Annotated in this window: 16 protein-coding genes; 8 read left to right on the top strand and 8 right to left on the bottom strand. The window is 70.1% G+C overall.

The window, feature by feature from the left end:
- Together BLV57_RS07510 and BLV57_RS07515 are read right to left on the bottom strand one after the other, a co-directional pair.
- Positions 1 to 609, bottom strand: coding sequence for an NAD(P)-dependent oxidoreductase (locus BLV57_RS07510; protein ID WP_091287754.1), 609 nt, complete (start codon positions 607 to 609; stop codon positions 1 to 3).
- A gap of 105 nt (positions 610 to 714) precedes the next feature.
- Positions 715 to 1,281 carry a TetR/AcrR family transcriptional regulator gene (locus BLV57_RS07515; protein ID WP_091287755.1) on the bottom strand — a complete coding sequence of 189 codons (567 nt, stop codon included), beginning with the start codon at positions 1,279 to 1,281 and terminating at the stop codon, positions 715 to 717.
- Between the two features lie 210 nt (positions 1,282 to 1,491).
- Here BLV57_RS07515 and BLV57_RS07520 point away from each other — a divergent pair, with 210 nt between their 5' ends.
- Positions 1,492 to 3,027 carry an FAD-dependent monooxygenase gene (locus BLV57_RS07520; RefSeq protein ID WP_091287756.1) on the top strand — a complete coding sequence of 512 codons (1,536 nt, stop codon included), beginning with the start codon at positions 1,492 to 1,494 and terminating at the stop codon, positions 3,025 to 3,027.
- Positions 3,028 to 3,093: 66 nt separating this feature from the next.
- Here BLV57_RS07520 and BLV57_RS07525 read toward each other — a convergent pair whose 3' ends face one another.
- Positions 3,094 to 3,543 carry a hypothetical protein gene (locus tag BLV57_RS07525; protein WP_091287757.1) on the bottom strand — a complete coding sequence of 150 codons (450 nt, stop codon included), beginning with the start codon at positions 3,541 to 3,543 and terminating at the stop codon, positions 3,094 to 3,096.
- Positions 3,544 to 3,830: 287 nt separating this feature from the next.
- Here BLV57_RS07525 and BLV57_RS07530 point away from each other — a divergent pair, with 287 nt between their 5' ends.
- The 3 genes from BLV57_RS07530 to BLV57_RS07540 all read left to right on the top strand — a co-directional run bounded on the left by BLV57_RS07530 (position 3,831) and on the right by BLV57_RS07540 (position 6,608).
- A complete protein-coding gene (locus BLV57_RS07530; protein ID WP_091287758.1) occupies positions 3,831 to 4,337 on the top strand; it encodes a hypothetical protein in 507 nt (168 codons plus the stop codon).
- Between the two features lie 111 nt (positions 4,338 to 4,448).
- Positions 4,449 to 6,008, top strand: a complete 1,560-nt coding sequence (locus BLV57_RS07535) for a carboxylesterase/lipase family protein (protein WP_245757194.1) — start codon at positions 4,449 to 4,451, stop codon at positions 6,006 to 6,008.
- Between the two features lie 3 nt (positions 6,009 to 6,011).
- The gene (locus BLV57_RS07540; protein WP_091287760.1) at positions 6,012 to 6,608 is read left to right on the top strand and encodes a TetR/AcrR family transcriptional regulator; all 597 of its coding nucleotides are present in this window, start codon (positions 6,012 to 6,014) and stop codon (positions 6,606 to 6,608) included.
- Positions 6,609 to 6,631: 23 nt separating this feature from the next.
- On the opposite strand, the gene BLV57_RS07545 is transcribed toward BLV57_RS07540, so the two are convergent.
- Positions 6,632 to 7,132 (bottom strand): MarR family winged helix-turn-helix transcriptional regulator, encoded by a 501-nt coding sequence (locus tag BLV57_RS07545; RefSeq protein ID WP_425425955.1) that lies wholly within the window; start codon positions 7,130 to 7,132, stop codon positions 6,632 to 6,634.
- Positions 7,133 to 7,243: 111 nt separating this feature from the next.
- Here BLV57_RS07545 and BLV57_RS07550 point away from each other — a divergent pair, with 111 nt between their 5' ends.
- Positions 7,244 to 7,870, top strand: coding sequence for a dihydrofolate reductase family protein (locus BLV57_RS07550; protein WP_091287761.1), 627 nt, complete (start codon positions 7,244 to 7,246; stop codon positions 7,868 to 7,870).
- Between the two features lie 240 nt (positions 7,871 to 8,110).
- On the opposite strand, the gene BLV57_RS07555 is transcribed toward BLV57_RS07550, so the two are convergent.
- A complete protein-coding gene (locus BLV57_RS07555) occupies positions 8,111 to 9,100 on the bottom strand; it encodes an LLM class F420-dependent oxidoreductase (RefSeq protein ID WP_091287762.1) in 990 nt (329 codons plus the stop codon).
- Between the two features lie 210 nt (positions 9,101 to 9,310).
- Here BLV57_RS07555 and BLV57_RS07560 point away from each other — a divergent pair, with 210 nt between their 5' ends.
- Together BLV57_RS07560 and BLV57_RS07565 are read left to right on the top strand one after the other, a co-directional pair.
- Entirely contained in the window at positions 9,311 to 10,774 is a 1,464-nt protein-coding gene (locus BLV57_RS07560) for a serine/threonine-protein kinase (protein ID WP_425425956.1), read from the top strand.
- Positions 10,775 to 10,813: 39 nt separating this feature from the next.
- A complete protein-coding gene (locus BLV57_RS07565) occupies positions 10,814 to 13,666 on the top strand; it encodes an ATP-binding protein (protein ID WP_091287764.1) in 2,853 nt (950 codons plus the stop codon).
- Between the two features lie 10 nt (positions 13,667 to 13,676).
- Here the strand turns inward: BLV57_RS07565 and BLV57_RS07570 are convergent, their stop codons facing one another.
- Entirely contained in the window at positions 13,677 to 14,945 is a 1,269-nt protein-coding gene (locus tag BLV57_RS07570; RefSeq protein ID WP_091287765.1) for a glycosyltransferase, read from the bottom strand.
- 167 nt (positions 14,946 to 15,112) lie between these two features.
- Between BLV57_RS07570 and BLV57_RS07575 the strand changes: the two genes are divergently transcribed.
- The gene (locus BLV57_RS07575; RefSeq protein WP_091287766.1) at positions 15,113 to 17,197 is read left to right on the top strand and encodes a HelD family protein; all 2,085 of its coding nucleotides are present in this window, start codon (positions 15,113 to 15,115) and stop codon (positions 17,195 to 17,197) included.
- Positions 17,198 to 17,269: 72 nt separating this feature from the next.
- Here the strand turns inward: BLV57_RS07575 and BLV57_RS07580 are convergent, their stop codons facing one another.
- Both BLV57_RS07580 and BLV57_RS07585 read right to left on the bottom strand, forming a co-directional pair.
- Positions 17,270 to 18,754, bottom strand: coding sequence for a sulfatase family protein (locus BLV57_RS07580; RefSeq protein ID WP_091287767.1), 1,485 nt, complete (start codon positions 18,752 to 18,754; stop codon positions 17,270 to 17,272).
- 107 nt (positions 18,755 to 18,861) lie between these two features.
- Entirely contained in the window at positions 18,862 to 20,256 is a 1,395-nt protein-coding gene (locus BLV57_RS07585; RefSeq protein WP_091287768.1) for a serine hydrolase domain-containing protein, read from the bottom strand.
- Between the last annotated feature and the right edge of the window lie 36 nt (positions 20,257 to 20,292).

Here is a 20,292-nt window from a genome sequence, read left to right on the forward strand (position 1 = left end):
CTACTCCGCCAAAGGCAGTGCCACCGCACCGGGAAAACCCGGCGTCTCGGCTTCATCGAGCATCGCCGCGGCGACGGTTTCCCGGCTGACCTTGGCGCCGAGGTCGAACGGCGGCGCCGCCTCCAGGCCGACCGTGCGGCGGCGCGTGCTTTCCGGGCCATCAGTGAGCAATCCGGCGTGGAAGACCGTACCCCCGGCCGCGAGCACGGTGTTGTCGGCTTCGACCTTGTCCGCGAGCCGGTCACCCAGCACCTTGGCGAGCACGCTCGCGCCCTCGCCCGCCACCTCGGCCGACTTCCCGGTTCCGTAAGCGCCAAGCCAGATCACGCGCCGCGGGCCCGCGGCTACGACTGCTCGGGCACCTGTCAGGAGAATGCCGGCCCGGTCCGTGCCGAGCGCCGAAAGGACAACGGAATCGCCGTCCACCACGGCGGCGATGCCGGCCGCGTCGGTCACGTCGGCCGCCACTTTGCGCAGGTTCGGGGAGTCGGGCAGCGCGATCCGCCCGGGATCACGCGCGAGGGCGGTCACGGTGTGACCACGGCGCAAAGCCTGCCGGGTCAAGGCGATTCCGGTCTGGCCGGAGGCCGCGAGGACTGTGAGGTTCATGCCGAAAACGCTAGGCAGTACGACACTTAACATCAAGTGCAAGCATCTGACTCATCAAGTTACCCAGACGCAAGACCGCATGTCACGAGCGGTGGGAATCGGGGATCACAACAGCCGGTCGACGAGCCTGTCGAGGTAGTCCGCGGTGAGCGGGCCCATGTCGAACAGGACGCGGATGTACATCGGGGCCAGGAGGTGATCCAGCACGTCGAACGCGTCGGGTGCGTGCTCGCCACGGTCGTGGGCGCGATCGAGCATGGACCGCAGTTGCCGCATCCGTTCGGCGCGGAGGTTGGCGGCGGCCCGCAGGCCCTGCTGACCGTTGCGCGACAAGGCAACGGCCAGGTGCAGCACCGCCGGGCCGTCGGGTCCGGTGATTTCGCGGGCCACTTGGGCCACGTAAGCGCGCAGGTCGCCGTCCAGGCTCCCGGTGTCAGGCATCGGTGACACCGCGTTGAGGCGGGTGAGCGCCACGTCGGCGAGCAGGCTTTCCAGATTGCCCCACCGGCGGTAGATGCTGCTGTCGGCCACGCCCGCGCGGGCCGCGACCTCGCCGACGGTGAAGTTGCCGTAGCCGCGTTCGCCGATCAGGTCGGTGACGGCCCGGTGCACCGCCGCGCCGACGCGGGCGGCGCGCCCGCCGGGCCGCCGGACTGGCTCTCGCTCGTTCACGCCAGCCACCTTAACGCAGTCGACGCTTGCGTTTGTGCGGCGAGATCCTTTATGGTCCTCTAACGCAGTCACAGGCTGCTTTAGCGCGCCGTCATGGAAACGCTCTCCGCGTCAGCCGTGGCCGGCGCGACCAACGATTGAGAGGAATTGCTTGTGGCTCCGTCGGGCGAGGCCGTAGGTAGTCGATCAAGCCGGGCCGCGGACTACTCCGTGGTGATCGCCGGAGGCGGCCCGGTGGGCCTGATGGTGGCGTGCGAGCTGGGCTTGGCCGGCGTCGACGTGCTGGTGATCGAGCGGCTCACGAGTATCGACCCGACGATGAAGGCCGGGTACGTGAACTTGGCTACGGCCCAAGCCTTTCAGCGGCGTGGCATGTTGCCGCGGCTGCGGGAGCGGCACGACGCCGCGGTGGAGCGGATGCGGAAGTTCCTGGCGTCCAAGGGAATCGGGAACGCTGCCGGCGGCGGTCCGGTCGGAGCCCACTTCGGGGGCATTGTGGTCGACACCGGCCTGGTTGATTTCACCGGTCCGATGTTCGCGCACGCCGGACCGGCGGCGGGCGTGATCCTGGTGTCCCAGCAGGAGATCGAGGCGCTGCTGAATGAGCGTGCGGCCGACCTCGGCGTCACGGTGCTGCGCGGCGCCGAAGTCGCCGGATTCGCCGCCGAGGGTGACGGTGTCACGGTCACCTTGGGCGACGGGCGCACGGTTCGAGGCGAATGGCTGGTGGGCGCGGACGGCGGGCGCAGTGTCGTGCGCAAGCTCGCCGGGTTCGAATTCCCCGGCGTGGACCCGGAAGTCACAGCGCGCCAGTTCGTTGTCGACATGATCGGGCACGAGAAACTGCGCGCCGGGTGGAATCGGACCGACGGCGGCGTTTACCTGCACGGGCCGTACCCGGGACGGGTGGTCACCGTCGAGTTCGACGGCCCACCGGAAGATCGTGAAGCACCCATCACGCCGGCGGAACTGGAGGCGACGATACGGAAGGTGGCGGGTGTCGACGTCGAGGTCACGGCGATCCACTCGGCCACTCGCTTCACCGACCACACGCGACAGGCGACCACGTATCGACTGGGCCGGGTGCTGCTGGCAGGCGATGCGGCACACGTGCATTCGCCCTTGGGCGGGCAAGGGCAGAACCTCGGCATCGGTGACGCGGTGAACCTGGGGTGGAAACTCGCCGCCGTGGTGCAGGGCACGGCGCCAGAGGATTTGCTCGACACCTACACCGCCGAGCGGCATCCGGCGGGCAAGTGGGTGCTGGACTGGACGCGCGCACAAGTCGCCGCCATGCGAACCGATGCGCGCAGCCAGGCCCTGCGCACCGTGCTCACCGACCTCATCTCCACACCCGACGGCGCGACCTATGTGCTGGCCAAGCTTTCCGGTGTACTGCACCGGTACGAGTCCGGAAACCACGACCTGGTCGGAGCACCCGCCCCGGACATCGAACTGGCCGACGGCACACGCGTCGCCGACCACTGCGCGGACGGACGTGCACTGCTACTGGATCTCGCCGACAACGCGACCGTGCGGGACGCGGCCGACGGCTGGGCGACCCGGGTCCGGGTGCTGTCGATCAAACCCGCGCACCAGGTGGCGTGGTCCGCGATACTCGTGCGGCCCGACGGATACGTCGCGTGGGCCGCCGACGAGAACCCCGATATGTCCGCCCTGTCGGTCGCCCTGCGCCAGTGGTTCGGCGAGCCGGCTCTTCGAGATTCTTCACCGTCGGAAGTGTGAACTCCCCGCCAACTGGCCGTCAGCGGGGAGGTCACACTGGTCCGCCGAGGCAGTGCGCCGTGGCGATCAGGTCTGGCACTGGGAAGTCGCAGCGCTGGTCCAGTTGCTCCAGGCACCTCCCGCGGGCTTGACGTGGACGCGGATCTCGACCCTGTGGGGAGCGCAAACGCGGGTCTGACTGCCGATTTCGATGGGGCCGATGGTACTGCGGGCGCCGACACTGGTGCGCCCGTTGCCTATCTTCGCCCAGTTGCCGGAGCCGTCGTTGAGAAAAGCTTCATAGTCGACCCGGGCGGCGTGAGCGCTGGTGTTCCGCAGAACAACGTGGGCTTTGATATCGCGGATGGGGAGCGGTCCTTGCTGACCCCTTTCAGCGCTGATGCAGCCATTGGCGCCGATCGGCCCGCTCGAGACGCCGCCACCACAGGCGACGGCGGCGGCGTTGGCATTGGTGGAGGAAAGCAGCATGGCAAGCGCGGAGGCCGCCAATAGAGCTGCGATGCGAGTCAGTCGCATGAGCGAAGTCCTGTCGTCGGGTGAATCGCTAAAAACAGACATTCCTGCTTGGGTCCAATTTGGACTCCGAAGATGTGAGATTTCCTTCTCGTGATCGCGGTTTGGTGCCGCTTGCCCAGCATCCAGCCAAGGCCGCCCAGATTTCGCCCAAACGGTGCCCACGCGCAGAGCTGCGACCGACGAACAGCCAAAGGTCCGGGGGCGGGTCTCTGCATGGGAGCACCTAGCCAGCGCGCCACACAACCGCCACAATGTAGGTTAGGCTAACCTACATCAAGGAGTTCGCAGTGAGGACCATTCGCGTACAGACCGACTTGCCCACCAGCGCCGAGAACGTCTGGCAGGCCATGCAACACGCCGCCTCGTTCCTGTATGTCACCCGTGGACTGTTCGGCTTCCCGGCACTGGCCGGCCGCACTGCCCCCTTCCAGGCCGGCGAGCGGGGCACCGGCTGGCTCTTGCTATTTCACCTGATCCCCTTGTCGCGCCACACCATCCACCTCGTCGAGGTCGACGAGGCCACCCGCACCCTGCGCTCCCGTGAGCGCGGCGGCGTCCTGAAAGCCTGGAACCACACCCTGCACGTCGAGCCGGTCGACGAGCAACGCTGCCGCTACAGCGACACCGTCGAGATCGACGCCGGCCGGCTGACCGGCGTCGTCGCCCGCGTCGCCGTGGGGATCTACCGCTATCGGCAGCGCCGGTGGCGCAAGCTCGTCCACCAGCACCTGCTGCCCACCGGCCCCCGATACGGTCACCGCACAGCCACCATGCCGACGAGCGCGCACATGTGACCTCAGCCACTCCGCAGGCTTCCCCGTGGGCACTTTGCTAGCTTGAGCAGCATGTTTATTCGACCAAATCATAATTTGCCTGGACGAATCACTCTTCTTGCCGTCGCTGTCGTGGGTGGACTGCTGGCCGGGGGCTTCGAAACCTCGGTCGCCGCCGAGGGTGGCGATGTGGTGATCACGGAGGCCGGGCCCGTGCACGGCGGTTCGGCCGATGGTCTGCGGATGTTCGAGGGCATCCGGTACGCGACCGCGCGGCGCTGGGAGCCGCCGCAGCGAGTGGCGCACTGGCCTGGCGTGCAGGACGCCACCCGCCCCGGCGCCCGCTGCGCGCAGAACGAGGACCCACCGGCAGGCACGCCCGCCTCGGCGAGCGAAGACTGCCTGTTCCTGAACGTCACGGCGCCGGCAGGCGTCCGGCGTGACCTGCCTGTGCTGGTCTACCTGCACGGAGGCGGCCTGAAGAACGGTGCGGGAAGCGACTTGGAGCCGCGACGGCTGGCGGCCCGGGAACACGCCGTGGTGGTCACGCTGAACTACCGGCTCGGCGTGTTCGGCTTTTACAGCTACCCGGGCCTGGCCGGTTCCGGCACGTTCGGCCTGCAGGACCAGCAGGCCGCGATGGCCTGGGTCCGCCGGAACATCGCGGCGTTCGGCGGGAACGCGCACAACGTGACCCTGTTCGGCGAATCCGGTGGCGGCGACAGCGTGTGCGCGCAGCTGGTGTCCCCGTCCGCTCGCGGGCTGTTCGACAGGGTGATGATCCAAAGTGGAACGTGCGGCGACGCCAACCCGTTGGGAGCGTTGATACCCAGTGCGGCCGGTCGCGTCGCCAGCTGGCAGAAACTGTCCGCGCTGGCGGCGAACGGCGCGACCGTCGCGGCGAAGGTCGCCACGGCTTTCGGGTGCACGGCCGATGCGCTGACCTGCCTGCGCCAGCGATCGGCCGACGACCTGCTGCACAGTGCCGACGTCAACTTCGGGGCGTACTGGGGACCGGCGTACGACACGCCGCTGCTACCCGAGAAGCCCGCCGACGCGATCGCGGCAGGCCGGTTCCCGCACGTGCCGGTCATCATCGGCGCGACCAAGGACGAGGCCACGCTGCTGGTCGCGCTCATCGGCCAACCTACGAGCAGCACCTCCTACGACACCATGCTCGACCAAGCATTCGGCAAGGGCACGGCGCGGCGAAACGCGGTGACCGCGGCCTACCCGGCGACAGTGGGCTACGCGCGGACGTGGGCCGCCATCGCGGGCGACCGCGGTTACGTCTGCCCCAACCAGCGGTCCGCGACCGTTCTCTCGCGCTATACCCGGACCTACGCCTTCGAGTTCGCCGATTCCGGCGCACCGCTCATCTTCACCCTGAAGCCGGAGACACAGGCGATCCCGGACGACGCACTGGGCGCCTACCACGGCTCGGACGTGCCCTACCTGTGGGACAGCGCGTCCGCACAGTTCCAGCTGACCCCGCCGCAGCGGACCCTGTCCGATCAGCTGCTCGACTACCTCGGCAGGTTCGCCGCGACCGGCGACCCGAACGGCTGGGGCACCCCGTACTGGGCTAACGTCCACCCGGACGGCGCCCCGCTCGTGCAGCGGCTCGCGCCCGGCGCGGTGCGGCCTGCCCGCACCGCCGACGAACACCACTGTGCACTATGGACTGAGTGAGCGATGGAACAGCGCACGATCACCAATGAGGCGCGGCGCGCGCAAATCGTCCAAGCGGCGATCGAGGTGCTGGCCGAGTCCGGTTACCAGGGGGCGACCTTCACCCGCATCACCAAACAAGCGGGGCTGCGCAGCCCTCGGATGATCTCCTACCACTTCGCCAACAAGGACGACTTGCTCAGCCAGGTGCTGGTCGAGGTGTTCACCGAAGGCGCGCGGCTCATCATCGCGGCGATCACCGAGGAGACCACCGCGGCCGGCAAGCTGCGCGCCTACCTCGAAGCCAACCTCCGCTTCCTTCATGACCACCCGAAGGAAGTCCGCGCACTCCAGGCGATCGCGCCCTACGTGAAGAACGCCGAGGGCCGGACCTACACGCTTCAAGCGTCCCGCGAGCCCAGCGTCAGCAGCCTGGCGGACATGCTGGCCAGAGGACAGCAGAGCGGTGAGTTCCGGGACTTCGACGTACGGGCCATGGCGGTGATGATCCGAGGAGCCGTCGAGTCGGCCGCCGAACAGTTCAACGGCGACCCGCCACTGGACCTGGAAACCTACATCCGCGAAACGACGGACACCTTCACCCGGGCCGTCGTCCGCTGATCTTCACGTCGAGCAGGAAGCGATCACAGGCGCACGCCGCGATCTCCCAGTGATTCCAGCAGGGTCCGCAGTGATCGGGCGAGCTGGTCCAGCTCCCCTCGATCCAGTCCGCGCAGCAAGCGTTCCTCGTTGGCCAAGTGTTCGCCGACGAGGGTGTCGACGACCTCGTTGCCATGCTCGGTCAACCGCACCCGCACCGACCGGCGGTCGTTGCCGTCACGCACTCGCTCCACAAGGGACTTCGCCTCCATGCGGTCGATGCGGGCGGTGATCGCGCCGGAGGTGACCATGGAGGTCTTCAGCAACGCACCGGCCGACAGTTCGAACGGCTCCCCTGCCCGCCGGAGCGTCATCAGGACGTCGACCTCGCCCTGGTCGAGACCGTGCCGGGCGGCGAACGTCTTGATCTCCTGGTCGAGCAGCCTGCTCAGCCGCTGGACGCGGCCCACCACACCGACCGGCCAGAAGTCCAGGTCGGGCCGCTCGCGCTGCCACGCCTCGAGCACCAGGTCCACCGCGTCCATCACCACTCCCAAGAATCTCAATGTTAAGAGATTGACCATTAAGAGAACGATCATTAAGCTAACCGCATCATAGTCGAGCCCGGAACCCGCCGGGCGCCGAAGGGGGAAACGATGGGCATCGTCAAATGCGGCATCGCGACGTCGTTGGACGGCTTCGTGGCCGGACCCGGCCAGAGCGCGGAGAATCCGTTCGGGGAAGGCGTGGGCGACCTGCTGCACCGGTGGATGTTCGAACAGCCGGATGACCACGCGCAGGAGATCGCGGCGCTCAACACCGCGGGCGCCTACGTGATGGGCCGCAACATGTTCGGCCCCGGGCGCGGCGAGTGGGACCTGGAATGGAAGGGCTGGTGGGGACCGGAGCCGCCCTACCACGCGCCGGTCTTCGTGCTCACCCACCACGAGCGCGAGCCCGTCGTGGCCCAGGGCGGAACGACGTTCACCTTCGTCACCGACGGCATCGACTCCGCGTTGAAACTGGCCCGCGAAGCCGCCGGAGACCAGGACGTCGCCATCGCGGGCGGCGCGGCCACCATCAACCAGTACCTGGCCGCCGGCGCCATCGACGAACTGTGGCTGCACATCGCGCCGGTGACCTTGGGCGCCGGGGAACGACTGTTCGACACCGCGGGCCGTCTCACGCTCGAACCGCTCAGTGTCAGGACCACCGACCTCGTCACCCACCTGCGATACCGGGTCCACACCCCAGCGCCCTCGCCCGAGCCTGCCGACGAGTGATGGAGAGCGAGAGCGCGTCCGGCTGCCGAATTTGGCCTGCCTTATGTGCGGGGAGTTTCGCGAGAGCTTGGAGCATCTTCTGGTGACGGATCATCGAGGCCCGCCTTGTGCGCGCGGGTGACTGCAACGAGCTGTCTGCCCAACTGACAGGAGGTCTTCGCGCGCAGGCGGCCGCTGACGGCGCGGGCGAATTTGCCCGAGTGCGGACTGCCCGCACCGTCAGGAGCCGCCGGACACGGCCTAGATGTTCAGCGCGGGGGCGACGTGCTTGGCGAACAGGTCGATGCTGGAGCGGTCGTACGCGGCTTCGGGGAAGTTGAAGATCGCGTAGGTCATGCCCAGCGTTTCCAGCTTGGCCAGTCGTTCGGCGACCTGCTCGGGGGTGCCGACGCCCACCCCGGCGGTGAAGATCGAGTACGCGCGCTCGGCCGCCTCCGCCGACGCGTGCCTCGCGTAGTGGTCCTTGAGCCAGGCCAGCTTGTCCTGGACCTCTTTCTCGGTCTCGCCGATGACACCGTTGTGGTTGGCCGACCGCACGATCGCGTCGAAATCCGTGCCGACGTCCTTGCAGTGCCCGGCCAGGATCTCCGACTTGCGGGTGAACGTCTCGGCGTCGGCGGCGAAGTTGGTGTACTTCGCGAACCGCGCGGCGATCCGCAGGGTCTTCTTCTCACCACCACCGGCGATCCACAGCGGAATCCCGCCGTCCTGCAACGGCAGCGGGCGCAGGATCGCGCCGTCGGTGCGGTAGTGCTCGCCCTCCAAAGTGGACGTTCCGGTGGTCCACAGGTCCCGCATGATCCGGACACCCTCGTCGAGCTGGGCGAGCCGTTCCCCGGCGCTCGGGAAACCGTAGCCGTAAGCCCGCCACTCGTGCTCGTACCAGCCGGCGCCGATCCCCATCTCGACACGACCGCCGGAGATGATGTCGGCGGTCGCGGCGACCTTCGCCAGGTACGCCGGGTTGCGGTAGCCCATGCAGGTACACATCTGCCCCAGCCGGATGGTCTCGGTGGCCGCGGCGAACGCCGATATCAGCGACCACGCCTCATGGGTCGCCTCCTCGGTCGGCTCCGGCACCGTGTGGAAATGGTCGTACACCCAGATCGATTCAAAGGGCCCGGCCTCCGCGTGCTTCGCGATACCGAGCATGGTTTTCCAATGGTCCGCGGGCTCGATGCCGGTCAGATCCAACCGCCACCCCTGCGGGACGAAAAGTCCGAAGCGCATGATCCTCAACCTAGCCCCGCGCACTCCCCCGCGCGGCGCGTTTTCCGAAGTTCCAGCCGGACGAACTCCAGCACCCGGAAGGCTGGGGATTTCATCGAGGTTTCATCGGCGGTGGCTAGGGTCGCCGCGGCTTGTCGGAGAGTCCGCGGAGGCGTGCGTGGGGTTGGCAGTGAGCGTTCGGCCTGATCGAGCGGGTCCGCGGTGAGGCCGTTGGCGGGGACCGAGGCTGCCGCGGTGGGCCCGTACCGGGTGCTCGGGGAGTTGGGGCGGGGCGGGATGGGGCGGGTGCTGCTGGCCTCGGGCCCGGACGGTCGCCTGGTGGCGGTCAAGCAGATGCTGGCGGAGGCGCTGGCGGACGAGGGTTTCCGTGCGCGGTTCGGCCGTGAGGTCGCCGCGTCCCGCAGGGTGTCGGGTGCCTACACCGCCGCGGTCGTGGCCGCCGACCCGGAGGCCGCGGCGCCGTGGCTGGCGTCGGTGTTCGTGCCGGGCCCGTCGCTGCGGGAAGCACTGGAGACGGCCGGGCCGCTGCCGGAGGAGTCCGTGCTGCGGCTGGCGGCGGGCCTGGCGACCGCGTTGGCGGGCATCCACGAGGCAGGCCTGGTGCACCGGGACCTCAAGCCCTCGAACGTGTTGCTGACCGACGACGGGCCGCGGGTGGTCGACTTCGGGATCGCCAGGGCCGCCGAGGGCGGGCGCGGTGAGCTGACGCGCACGGGGTGGCTGGTGGGGACGCCGGGATTCGCCTCACCCGAGCAGGCCGAGGGCGGCGAGGTGGGTCCGGCCTCGGATGTGTTCTCGTTGGGCAGCCTGCTGGCCGCCGCCTGCTCGGGGGCGAGCCCGTTCGCCGGGGCCTCGACCCTGAACACGCTGAACAACGTCGTGTCCGGCCACCCCGACCTCACCACTGTCCCCGACCGGCTTCGCCCGATCATCGCCGCGTGCCTGGCCAAAGACCCCGCCGCCCGGCCGGCCCCCGCCCGGATCCTGGAGCTGGTCGGCTCGGTGACGCCGTCGGTGCGGCCGTGGCCGGAGGCGGTGCACGGAATGATCGCCGCCCAGCGCGACCGGGTCAACGCGCTTGTCGCCGCCCCCGCGGCCGAAGGGGATGCCGGGCCGACGGTGGTCCAGCCCACTGTCGCGCGGCCTGCGCACCCTGCCACGTGGCCTGCCCCGCCGAATGGCCTCGCGTCGCCGGGCGGGCACCAGCGCATGGCCGCCGCTGGCGTGTTCACCAGGCGCCCCAAGGTCAACGCCACCGCCGCGGCGATCGCCGGGTCACTCGGCCTGGCCACGGCGGGCACGCAGTTCTGGTTCGCGATCGCCAGCATCGAGATCAGCGGCCCGCTCGACGAATGGTCGAGCCTGGCGTGGGTGAACGTCCTCGGCGGTCTCATCGCCGCCTTGTGCCTGCTGGCCGCGGCGGCGTTCACGTTCGCGCGGACGGTCGCAGGCGCGTGGTCGCTGTGCGCCCTCTGCGCGTTGTTCGTCGCGGCGGTCTTCGTGTCCCCGCTGGCGAGAGGCGCGGACTTCGGGGCTCAGCTTGATTTCGTCTTCGGCTTCCACAAAGCCAACGGCGTCGCCGCCGGGCTGACCGTCGTCAGTGGCTTCCTGGCCGCGATCTCGGCGGCGATCGCGGCCAGCGTCCAGTCCCACCTGCGCCACTTCGGTGGCTGAACGCACGCGCGGACGCAGCGGCGTGGGAAACTGCTGGCCATGCTGTTCCGCCTGCTCGGTCCCATCGAAGTGCTCGGCGACGATGGATCAGCCGTCGCGCTGCCAGGGACCAGGGCCCGGGCCATCCTCGCGATGCTGCTGGTCTCCCGGCCGGATGTGGTGTCGCCCAGTCAGTTGTTCACGACCGGCCGATCAGCGAAAGACCCCGTCAACGCGCTGCACGTGCAGATCGCCAAGCTACGCGCCGCCTTGCCGGAGCCACGGCTGGTCTCCGAACGCGGCGGCTACCGGCTGCTCACCCGGGCCAGCGAGGTCGATGCCGACGTGTTCGCCGACGCCTGCGAAAAGGGACGCGAGCTGGCGCGCCAGGGTGATCCGGCGGCCGCGGTCACCGTGCTGCGCGAGGCACTCGCGGGGTGGCGGCAGCCGGCCGGCTACGACTTCGCCGAAGTCTGGCGGGTCCGGCTCGAAGAGCTCCGCCTGGCCGCGCTGGACACCGTGCTCGACGCGGAACTGACGCTGGGCCGGCACCGGGAACTGGTGCCGGAGCTCGCCGGGCTCGTCGCGGAACACCCGTTGCGGGAACGGTTCGCCGAACTGCTGATGCTCGCCCTGCACTGCGGCGGACGCCGGCCGGAAGCCCTCACGGTCTTCGGTGACCTGCGGCGGCGGCTGGCGGACGAGCTGGGCACCGATCCCGGTCCTCGAACGTCCGCGCTGCACCTGGAAATCCTGCGGGACGAGCCCGAAGCGCCGCTTACTCCGGGCGGCAACCTGCCGCACCCGGTCGGTGCGCTGTTCGGGCGCGAACCCGACCTCGAAGCCGCCGGGCGGCTGCTCGGCGAACGGCGCCTGGTCACCCTGACCGGGCCGGGCGGGGTGGGCAAGACTCGGACTGCCCGTGAGCTCGGGCACCGGCTGCGCGGCCGTTTCCGAGACGGGATTTGGCTGGTCGAGCTCGCTTCTGTCGCCCGCGACGGCAGCGTGCTCGACGCGGTAGCGGCGACACTGCTGGATGGCGAGCCCGCGGCGCCCGCCCGCGACCGGCTCGTGGCGCACCTGCGCGAGCGGGAAGTCCTGCTGATGCTGGACAACTGCGAGCACGTCGTCGACGACGCCGCCGAAGCCGCGGAGCTGCTGCTCGGGCGCTGCCCGCGGCTCACCGTGCTGGCCACCAGCCGCGAACCGCTGAACATCGAGGGCGAGCGACCGGTCCCGCTGGCCCCGCTCGCCCTGCCGGACGCGATCCGGCTGTTCCGCGACCGCGCGCCGGGCGTCCGGGACGGCGACGCCGCGGTGGGCCGGCTCTGCGCCCGGCTCGACGCGCTGCCGCTGGTGCTGGAGCTGGCCGCGGCGGGCACCCGGCTGTTTTCCGTCGGCGAGATCGAATCCCGGCTCGACGACCTCGCGAACGCCTCCCGGCGCGCCCCGGCCCGCCACCACTCGGTCCGCGCCCTGCTCGACTGGAGCCACGCACTGCTGTCCGAGGCCGAACGCCGGGTGTTCGCCGGGCTTTCGGTCTTCCGGGACGGCTGCACCTTCGCCGACGCCGAACGTGTCTGCGGCGCCACCGCGGACGTGCTGGCGGCGCTGGTGGACAAGTCGCTCGTGGTCGCCGGCCCCGACGGCCGGTTCCGGCTGCTGGAAACGGTCCGCGGCTACGCGGCGTCCACTATGGACACTTCCGCGTGCCACAACCGGCACGCCGATGTCCGGATCGCGTTCGCCCGGGAGGTCTACGCCGGCTTGAGCTCCCCGCGCCAGCAGGAACTGCTGGCGTGTTTCCTCGCCGAACTCCCCAACGTGCGAGAGGTGACGACCTGGCTGCTCCGGCGCGGCGACGGACCTCGCGCGCTCCTGCTGCAGGGCCTGCTCGGCTATCTCTGGTACGTCTGTGGGCGCGAGGCGGAAGGCGCGCGATGGCTCGGCCGGGCCATCGCGTGCTTCGACGCCGATCCGCGGCCTGGGCACGACGGGCCGCTCGCCGTGGCCCTGGCCTGGCACAGCTACCTCGGCCGGGTCTCCGGGGTGCTGCCCGACCCGTGGGCGCCCGCCGACCGCGTGCGCACCCTCTACCGCACCACCGCGGACCGGGACGGCGTCCGCATCGCCCTGCCGGCGATCGCGGCCGTCGCCGTGCACCTGCGCCCCGGCGCCGAATCCCTGGCCTGCCTCGAAGAAGCCGAAGAGGTCATGGCGGAGTTCGAACACCCGTGGCTGCGGGCGATCCTCGACGCGGTGTGGTCCGAGCAGCACCGCCGCGACGGCGACCTCGCGGCCGCCGTCGCCGCGGCGGAGGCGAACCTGCGCTATTTCGAAGGCATCGACGACCGGTTCGGTGTCGTCTTCTCCCACCTGCGGCTCGGCGACGCCGAGGAGCACGCCGGCCACCGCTCCCGGGCCCGCGACCGGTGGGCGCGGGCCCGCGACGTCGCGCGAGCCGGACACGCCCCGGTCAAGCGGGGCTACGCCGAGCTGCGGCTGGCCTACCTGGACCTCGGCGACGACCCGTCGGCGGCGGTCACCGTGCTCGAGCGGATCCGGGCCGAAGCGGCCGAGCTCGCCGCGGCCGACCTCGGCGCCGCGGCCGCGAACCTGCTCGGGCTGGCCCACGTCCGCTGTCGCGATGAAACCGCCGCGGTGACCTGTTTCCTCGAGGCCGTGGCGAGCGAGCGGGCTTTGCCCGTCCGCACCGCCGTGGCCGCCGGGCACCTCACCGCGCTGGCGGGTCCACGATGGCGGCCGCCGGTGGAACAGGCGGTGGAGCGGATCCCCGACCCGCTCCACCGCGCCGCGCTCGGTGTCCTGCTGCGGAACCTGACCGGCCTGGACGACCTCGGCCGGGCCCTGTCCAGCGGTCCGGTCTGCACCCCGCTCGCCGCCCTGGTCTGATCGTCGGGCCTCAGACCCGCACGCCGGCCAGCCGCTCGATGTGGTGAGCGCACAGCTCCCCCGCCTCGTGTCCCCGATACTCCGCGGCCAGCTCTTCCGCGCGCTGCCGGTGCGACCCGCCGTCCAGCAGCTTGCGCACCGCCGCCTTGAGCGCCTTCTCCGACGGCGTCGCCGTGCGCAGGTTGAGACCGGCGCCGGAGCGTTCGACGCGGGCGGCGACCTCGGGCTTGTCTTCGGTGGTGCCGGCGACGACGAGCGGCACGCCCTGGGCGAGCGCCAGCTGCACCCCGCCGAACCCGCCGTTGGTCACCATCGCGGAGATCTCCGGGAGCAGCCGGTCGTAGGGCAGGAACGGGGCGGTGAACACGTTGCCGGGCAACGGACCGACCTCGTGCGCCCCGGTGCTCGCGACGACGGTGACGTCTTCGTCCGCGAGCGCCCGGATGGTGGGCAGCACCAGCTGCGCCAGATCCATGTCGGCGACCGTGCCCTGGGTGACGTGCACGATCGGGCGACCGGCATCGATCATCTTGTCCCACCACTCCGGTACTTCAGCCGCCGGCGCCGGATCCACCAGCGCCCCGACGAATTTCACCTGCTGCGGCAGCTGTTCGCGCGGGTGCTCCAGGCCGGCGACACCGTTCTGGAGGTGCAGATGCGGCGAGACGCCCGACAGCCCCCGTTCCCCGGCCGGCAGGCCGAGCCCGGCGAGGATCCGGTCGCGGTGGTCGTACACGGGCTTGAAGACGACGTCGTCCAGCAGCCGGCGCACCACGCCGTTGCGCAGGCGGGCGAGCGCTCCGCGCCGGTACTTGAGCCCGGGCCCGAACGGAGGCACCTCCGGCGCCGCCAGCATCAGCGGCGTGACCCCGACGCTGACCGCGCGCGGGCCGCCCAGCTGTTCCAGCAACGCGGCGCCGACATGGGCGGCGTCGTGCAGCACCAGGTCGGCCTGCCGCCGTTCGAGCTCCCGCCGCAGGTCCGCGACCTGCGCCGGAATGGGTTCGAGGAACACCGAGCGCATGTCGTAACGCAGTTTCGCGACCCCGTTGAGCCGGGTTCGCTCCGGGAAGAGCTCGTCGACGTTGCGGCCCAGGTGGTCGATGGCCGGGTCCATCGCCACGAATTCCGCGCCGGTGGCCCGGATCCGGTCCGCGAACACCTGCCCGGAGCACCACCGCACCTGGTGCCCTCGTGCGGCGAGGGTGCGGGCGATGGGCAGCAGCGGGCCGACGTGGCCGGGCACGGGCATGGTCGCGAACAGGAGATCCAAAGGCATGCGGCGATCCAATCAGCCTCCCCTTTCCGGATTCTTTCCACGCTCGAAGCGGTAGCGGACAGGCACGACGCTTCGGCTGACGCCGCCGGGAAGAACAAGACTGTTTCTTCGCGAACTCACCGTGCACCCTCGATGGCGCCGATCATCGAACAACCAGGGGGTCTGGGGTGCCGACCAGCAACGAGACCGATCGTGAGCGTGTCGTCGAACAGGAGTATGTGACCGCCCTGTACGCCAGGCTGGACGCCCTGCGCGAGATTGCGGCGACCCGGTTGTCGGCGGCTCGGGACGCCGGCCGGGAGACGGTGGCGTGGTGGCAGGCGGAACTGACCCGCCTGGAATCCGTGGAGGACCGGCTGTGCTTCGGGCGGTTGGACATGCGCGACGGGCGCCGCACCTACATCGGTCGGCTGGGACTGTTCCAGGACGAGGATGAGCAGCCGTTGCTGCTGGACTGGCGAGCACCGGCGGCCCGGCCGTTCTATACCGCGACCATGGCCGCCGCGCACGGGGTGCGACGGCGACGCCGCATCACGACCCGAGGACGGGTGGTCCTCGCGCTCGACGACGAACTGCTCGATCCGGACACCGCCGAGCAAGGCGCCCTGGTCGGCGAGGCCGCGTTGGTGGCGGCGCTGACAGCGGATCGAACCGGGCGGATGCGCGACATCGTGACCACACTGCAGGCCGAGCAGGACCGCATCGTCCGCGACGGGCACACCGGGGTGCTGGTGGTGCAGGGTGGCCCGGGGACAGGCAAGACGGCCGTCGCGCTGCACCGGCTGGCCTACCTGCTCTACACCCGCCCGCACCTGCGCACGGGAGGTGTGCTGGTCATCGGTCCCAGCGAGGTCTTCCTGGACTACATCGGGCAGGTGCTTCCCGGTCTGGGCGAACACGCCGTGGTGACCGCGACCGTTCCCCGGCTCCGGCCGGACATCCAGGTGAGCCGCACGGACCCGCCCGAGATCGCCGAGGCCAAGGGCCAGGCCGACATGGCCGACCGGATCGCGGCCGCAGTGCGGTCGCGGGTGCGCACGCCCGACGAGCCGGTCGAGGTGGAATTCGAGCAGCAGGTGGTGCGGCTGGATCCACGTGAGTGCCGCCGCGCGGTAGAGATGGCGTCCCGTGCCGGACTGCCTCACAACCAGGCCCGGCTTGTGTTCCAGCAGCGGATCGTCGAGCTGCTCGCCGAGCGCTTGGTCGACCGGATGGAGAAGGTGGTGTTCACCGAGACCGGCGAGGCCATCGACGGTGGCAGCGCCGATGGCAGGCTCAGCGCGGCCGACCTGCGTGCGTTGGCCGCCGCCGGCTTGGTGATCGATCCCGGCCAGGATGACGATCAGGACGGTCCGAAGCGCCTGCTCGACGAGGCCGACATCGCCGGCCTGCGCGGCGCGTTGCTGGCCGACGCCGCCGTGTGCCGCGTGCTGGACCGACTGTGGCCACCATTGACCGCCCGGCAGCTGGTGACCGACCTGTTCGCCAACCCGGCCGGGCAGTGGAGTACCGCGGACATTCCGTTGCTGGACGAGGCCGCCACGGTGATCGGCGAGACCAGCGCCGCGGCGAACAGCGGGGTGACATTCGGGCACGTGGTCGTCGACGAGGCACAGGAACTGTCCGCGATGGCCTGGCGGATGGTGATGCGTCGCTGCCCCACCCGATCGATGACCATCGTCGGCGACCTCGCCCAGACCGGCGACCCGGCCGGTGCCTCCTCCTGGGATCAGGTGCTGCGGCCGCATGTGGCCGATCGCTGGCGGTTGGCCCAGCTCACCGTCAACTACCGGACGCCGGTGGAGATCATGGCCTCCACCGGCGACCTGTTCGCCGCGCATCATCCCGGCCTGCGGCCGCCCCGATCCGTACGCGCCGCCGGTGAATCACCCTGGCGCCGGCACACCACGCTCGCCCGGCTGCCCTACGTCATCGCCGACATCGCCACTGGGCACACCGACGGCCAGCTGGCGATCATCACCCCGCCCTCCCACCTCGCCGCGTTGGGGAAGGCCTTGTGCCTTGCCACGCCACCCGCGATCACCGATCCCGTCGTGGTGCTGACCCCCTGCCAGGCCAAGGGACTGGAGTTCGATTCCGTGCTGATCGTCGACCCGGCCGCGATCCTCGCCGCTCCTTTGGGCCACAACGACCTCTACGTCGCCATGACCCGCGCCACCCGGCGACTGGGGATCGTGCACACTGGCCCGGTGCCGGCCGAGCTGTCGCGGATCCAGGAACGCACACCGTGATCGTTCCCGCGTCGACCGCACGACAGCCTGTGGACGAGTTCGGAAGGCTGTGAGACGGCGGCTGAGTGCGGTTCAGCCGGCGTGTCCAGCCGTCCAGCAGGCGGCGCCGGTGTGGCAGTTGGTCAGACCGGTGACCGCGGCGTGCAGTTCGGCCAGCCTGGCCGGGCTCAACGTACCTGCGAGGTTGTGCAGCTGATGGGGGTCGGTGGTGCGGTCGTAGTATTCGCGTGAGCCGTCGGAGTACTCGACGTAGGTGTAGACGCCGGTACGGATCGCGCTGTAGGTGGGCGGGTTACCGCTGTTGGGCGCGGGGAGGTCGGGGTCGTCGGGGAGCGCGTCCGGCCCGTGGTGCTCGACCAAGGACGTGGTGCGCCAGCCGGCACCGGAACCGCCGTGCAGCAACGGAGCCAGGCTTCGTCCGTCCACAGTGGACGGCACGGCGGTGCCGGCGAGTGACTGGAAGGTCGGCGCCAGGTCGATGTTCTGCACCTGCGCGGTGCTGGTGGAACCGGGCGTCACCCCAGGCCCGGCGACCACGAGCGGTACCCGGATGTCGGTGTCGAAGGCGGTCATCTTCCCGGGATTGAGCCGGTACTGGCCCATGTGGTAGCCGTTGTCGGAGCTGAACACGACGTAGGTGTCACCGGCCACGCCCGCCTTGGTCACGGCGGCACGCAGGGTGGTGAGCATGCGGTCGACGGACTGCACGGCCTGCACCCGCTTGCGGAACCCGCTGTCGATGGCCGTCTTCTCGGCGCCGGTCAGCGGGGCACGACCGGCGAGCCACGGCGGCGCGTCGGCGGGCAAGGTGTCGAACGCCGGGCCGCGTGGCGCGGTGAGACCGGGGAACGAGTCCGCGTCGCGCGGCGCCGGGGTGTACGGCGCGTGCGGGGCGAAGGTGGCGATCTCCAGCAGGAACGGCTGATGCGCGGCGGCGGAGTCGGCGATGAAGTTCGCGCCTTTGCCCGCCAGCACATCGACCATGTAGTCCTGCGGGCGGTTGCCGTAGTGCACGACCTTGTGGTTCTCGTTGAGGTCGTAGTCGAACTCCTGGTAGCCGTTGCCGCCGACGTCCCATTCCGACCAGCCCGGCGGGACATAGGGTTGGGTGCCGCCCTGGGTGTCGGCGGGCAGGTACCCGTTGAGGTACTTGCCCATCATCGCGGTGCGGTAGCCGCTGGACTGCAGCGCGGTGGCGAAGGTCTGCTTTTCCTCACCGTGGCCGTGGAAGTAGCCGAACCCGCCGTCGGCGCCACCATTGGTGAAGACCCCGGTGTCGTGCGGGAAGCGGCCGGTGAAGATCGAGGAGCGCGAGGGGCAGCAGAGCGAGTCGGTGACGGTGTAGTCGTTGAACGTCACCCCGTCCGCTTGGAGCCGCCGCACCTGCGGCATGTGGGCGATCAGGTTCCAGGACAGGTCGTCGGTCAGCACGAAGACGACGTTGGGCCGGGCCGCGGCGCTGGGCGCCGCCGGCATGGCCTGGGTACCGGTGACCCAGGCCAGCAGCGCGACCAGTACGACGACGATCGGCGTCAGAATCCGAGGGGAACGTGTCATTCACCCACCATCCCGGACTTCCGTTATCCCAGCGTCAGGGGAACGTTCGGGTTGGATCAGGCGGGGGTACCGGTGGCCGGGATAATTTGGTTGGGCGGCATACGCGCTCACGGCGTCCGCTCGTAGAGTGTCCCCAGCCGCACCAGGGTAGGCCGTTCTTCCAAGTCCGGTTCGGAGAACTGTACCGGCACGAAGTTCCCCGAGGTGCCGGCGTCGATGACGAAACGGTCCCGCTCACTGTCGACGCAGGTGAGCGGCAGGGCCTGACCGCCGCCGGTGAGGCTGCCCATCAGCCGGTCCCACTCGGCCAGCCCGGGGTCGGGAGTCAGCCGGGCATGGAGCCGCCCGTCGCGCACCTCGACGGACACCTCGCCGTCGGGCGCGCGGTAGAGCCCGGTGAACCGCTCGGTGTCGACCTCGGGGATCGACTCGGGCAGAGTGATCGCGGCCGGTCCCCGAGCGTCGAAGAACTCGTCGAGAAGCTCCGTGCACAAAGCGGAATGGAGCAGCGCCCCGGTGGTGCTGTTGGTGAGCACCGCGAGCACGACATTGCGCCGGGGAATGACGTAGAGGGTCGAATGCATGCCGAGGTTGGCGCCGGAGTGTGTCAAGACCGGATCGTCGCCCTCCCGGAAGATGCCCCAGCCCAGGCCGAAGTTCGCGCACGCGCGGAGGCAACCCCAGAAGTCGTCGTACTGGGGCGTGCGCATTTGTTCCAGGGCTTCGAGCGACAGGAGCCGGTGTCCGTCGGGTGTCCTGCCGTCGATGTGCATCCGCCCGAAGCGGATCAACGATTCGACGTCGAGCCACAAGCGTGAGCCTGCCGGGCCGTATTCGGGCCAGACGCGCAAGCGAGGGACCCGCGAGACGGCCCCGCTCGCCGGGTCGACGACATGCCCGACGGCGGTCGAGTGGAGAAGCAGTTCCTCGGCGTCCGCGGACGCGACCATGCCGAGCGGCCGCAGAACGCGGGTGCTCAGCGCGATGTCGAAGCGTTCGGCGGTGATCGTTTCCACCAGTCGTCCGAGCGTGCTCATTCCCATGTTGCTGTAGGAAAACCGACGGCCGGGGACGCCCGTGACGGCCAGCGTCGCGAGCTCGCGCATCAGCCGCTCGAGCACGTCGTCGCCCGGGTCCAGGTTCGGCAAGTAGTTGCCGGGCAGACCCGACGAATGGTTGAGCAGCATTCGCACAGTGATCGCCGCGGAACGGCCAGGGTCTGCCGTCGTGAAGCCCGGGAGGTATTCCGGCACGGGTGCGTCGAGATCGAGCCGCCCCTCGTCCACCAGGGTCATCGCCAGTGACGCGGTGAGCACCTTGGTGACGGATCCGGCCGCGAAGAGCGTGCCCGGCAGCACGGGTGCGCCGGTCACCACGTTGACCGTCCCGGCTTCACCCCTGGCGAGTGTGCCGTCGTGCCACAGCGCGGCCGACGCACCCGTCACGGTGAACTTCCGCGCCAGCCGGGAGAGGCGGTCGGCGAGCTCGTTCGAGGTGATCATCAGGTGATTTTGTCAGCCGGGTGCGGTGCCGGCCAT

Origin of the sequence: Amycolatopsis xylanica, assembly GCF_900107045.1 — a bacterium.
Lineage (GTDB): Bacteria > Actinomycetota > Actinomycetes > Mycobacteriales > Pseudonocardiaceae > Amycolatopsis > Amycolatopsis xylanica.

Coding starts and splice junctions, on each gene's coding strand:
- BLV57_RS07550 (WP_091287761.1), top strand. CDS start 7,244: ATGGGCATCGTCAAATGCGGCATCGCGACGTCGTTGGACGGCTTCGTG.
- BLV57_RS07510 (WP_091287754.1), bottom strand. CDS start 609: ATGAACCTCACAGTCCTCGCGGCCTCCGGCCAGACCGGAATCGCCTTG.
- BLV57_RS07570 (WP_091287765.1), bottom strand. CDS start 14,945: ATGCCTTTGGATCTCCTGTTCGCGACCATGCCCGTGCCCGGCCACGTC.
- BLV57_RS07580 (WP_091287767.1), bottom strand. CDS start 18,754: ATGACACGTTCCCCTCGGATTCTGACGCCGATCGTCGTCGTACTGGTC.
- BLV57_RS07555 (WP_091287762.1), bottom strand. CDS start 9,100: ATGCGCTTCGGACTTTTCGTCCCGCAGGGGTGGCGGTTGGATCTGACC.
- BLV57_RS07585 (WP_091287768.1), bottom strand. CDS start 20,256: ATGATCACCTCGAACGAGCTCGCCGACCGCCTCTCCCGGCTGGCGCGG.
- BLV57_RS07545 (WP_425425955.1), bottom strand. CDS start 7,132: ATGGACGCGGTGGACCTGGTGCTCGAGGCGTGGCAGCGCGAGCGGCCC.
- BLV57_RS07540 (WP_091287760.1), top strand. CDS start 6,012: ATGGAACAGCGCACGATCACCAATGAGGCGCGGCGCGCGCAAATCGTC.
- BLV57_RS07565 (WP_091287764.1), top strand. CDS start 10,814: ATGCTGTTCCGCCTGCTCGGTCCCATCGAAGTGCTCGGCGACGATGGA.
- BLV57_RS07525 (WP_091287757.1), bottom strand. CDS start 3,543: ATGCGACTGACTCGCATCGCAGCTCTATTGGCGGCCTCCGCGCTTGCC.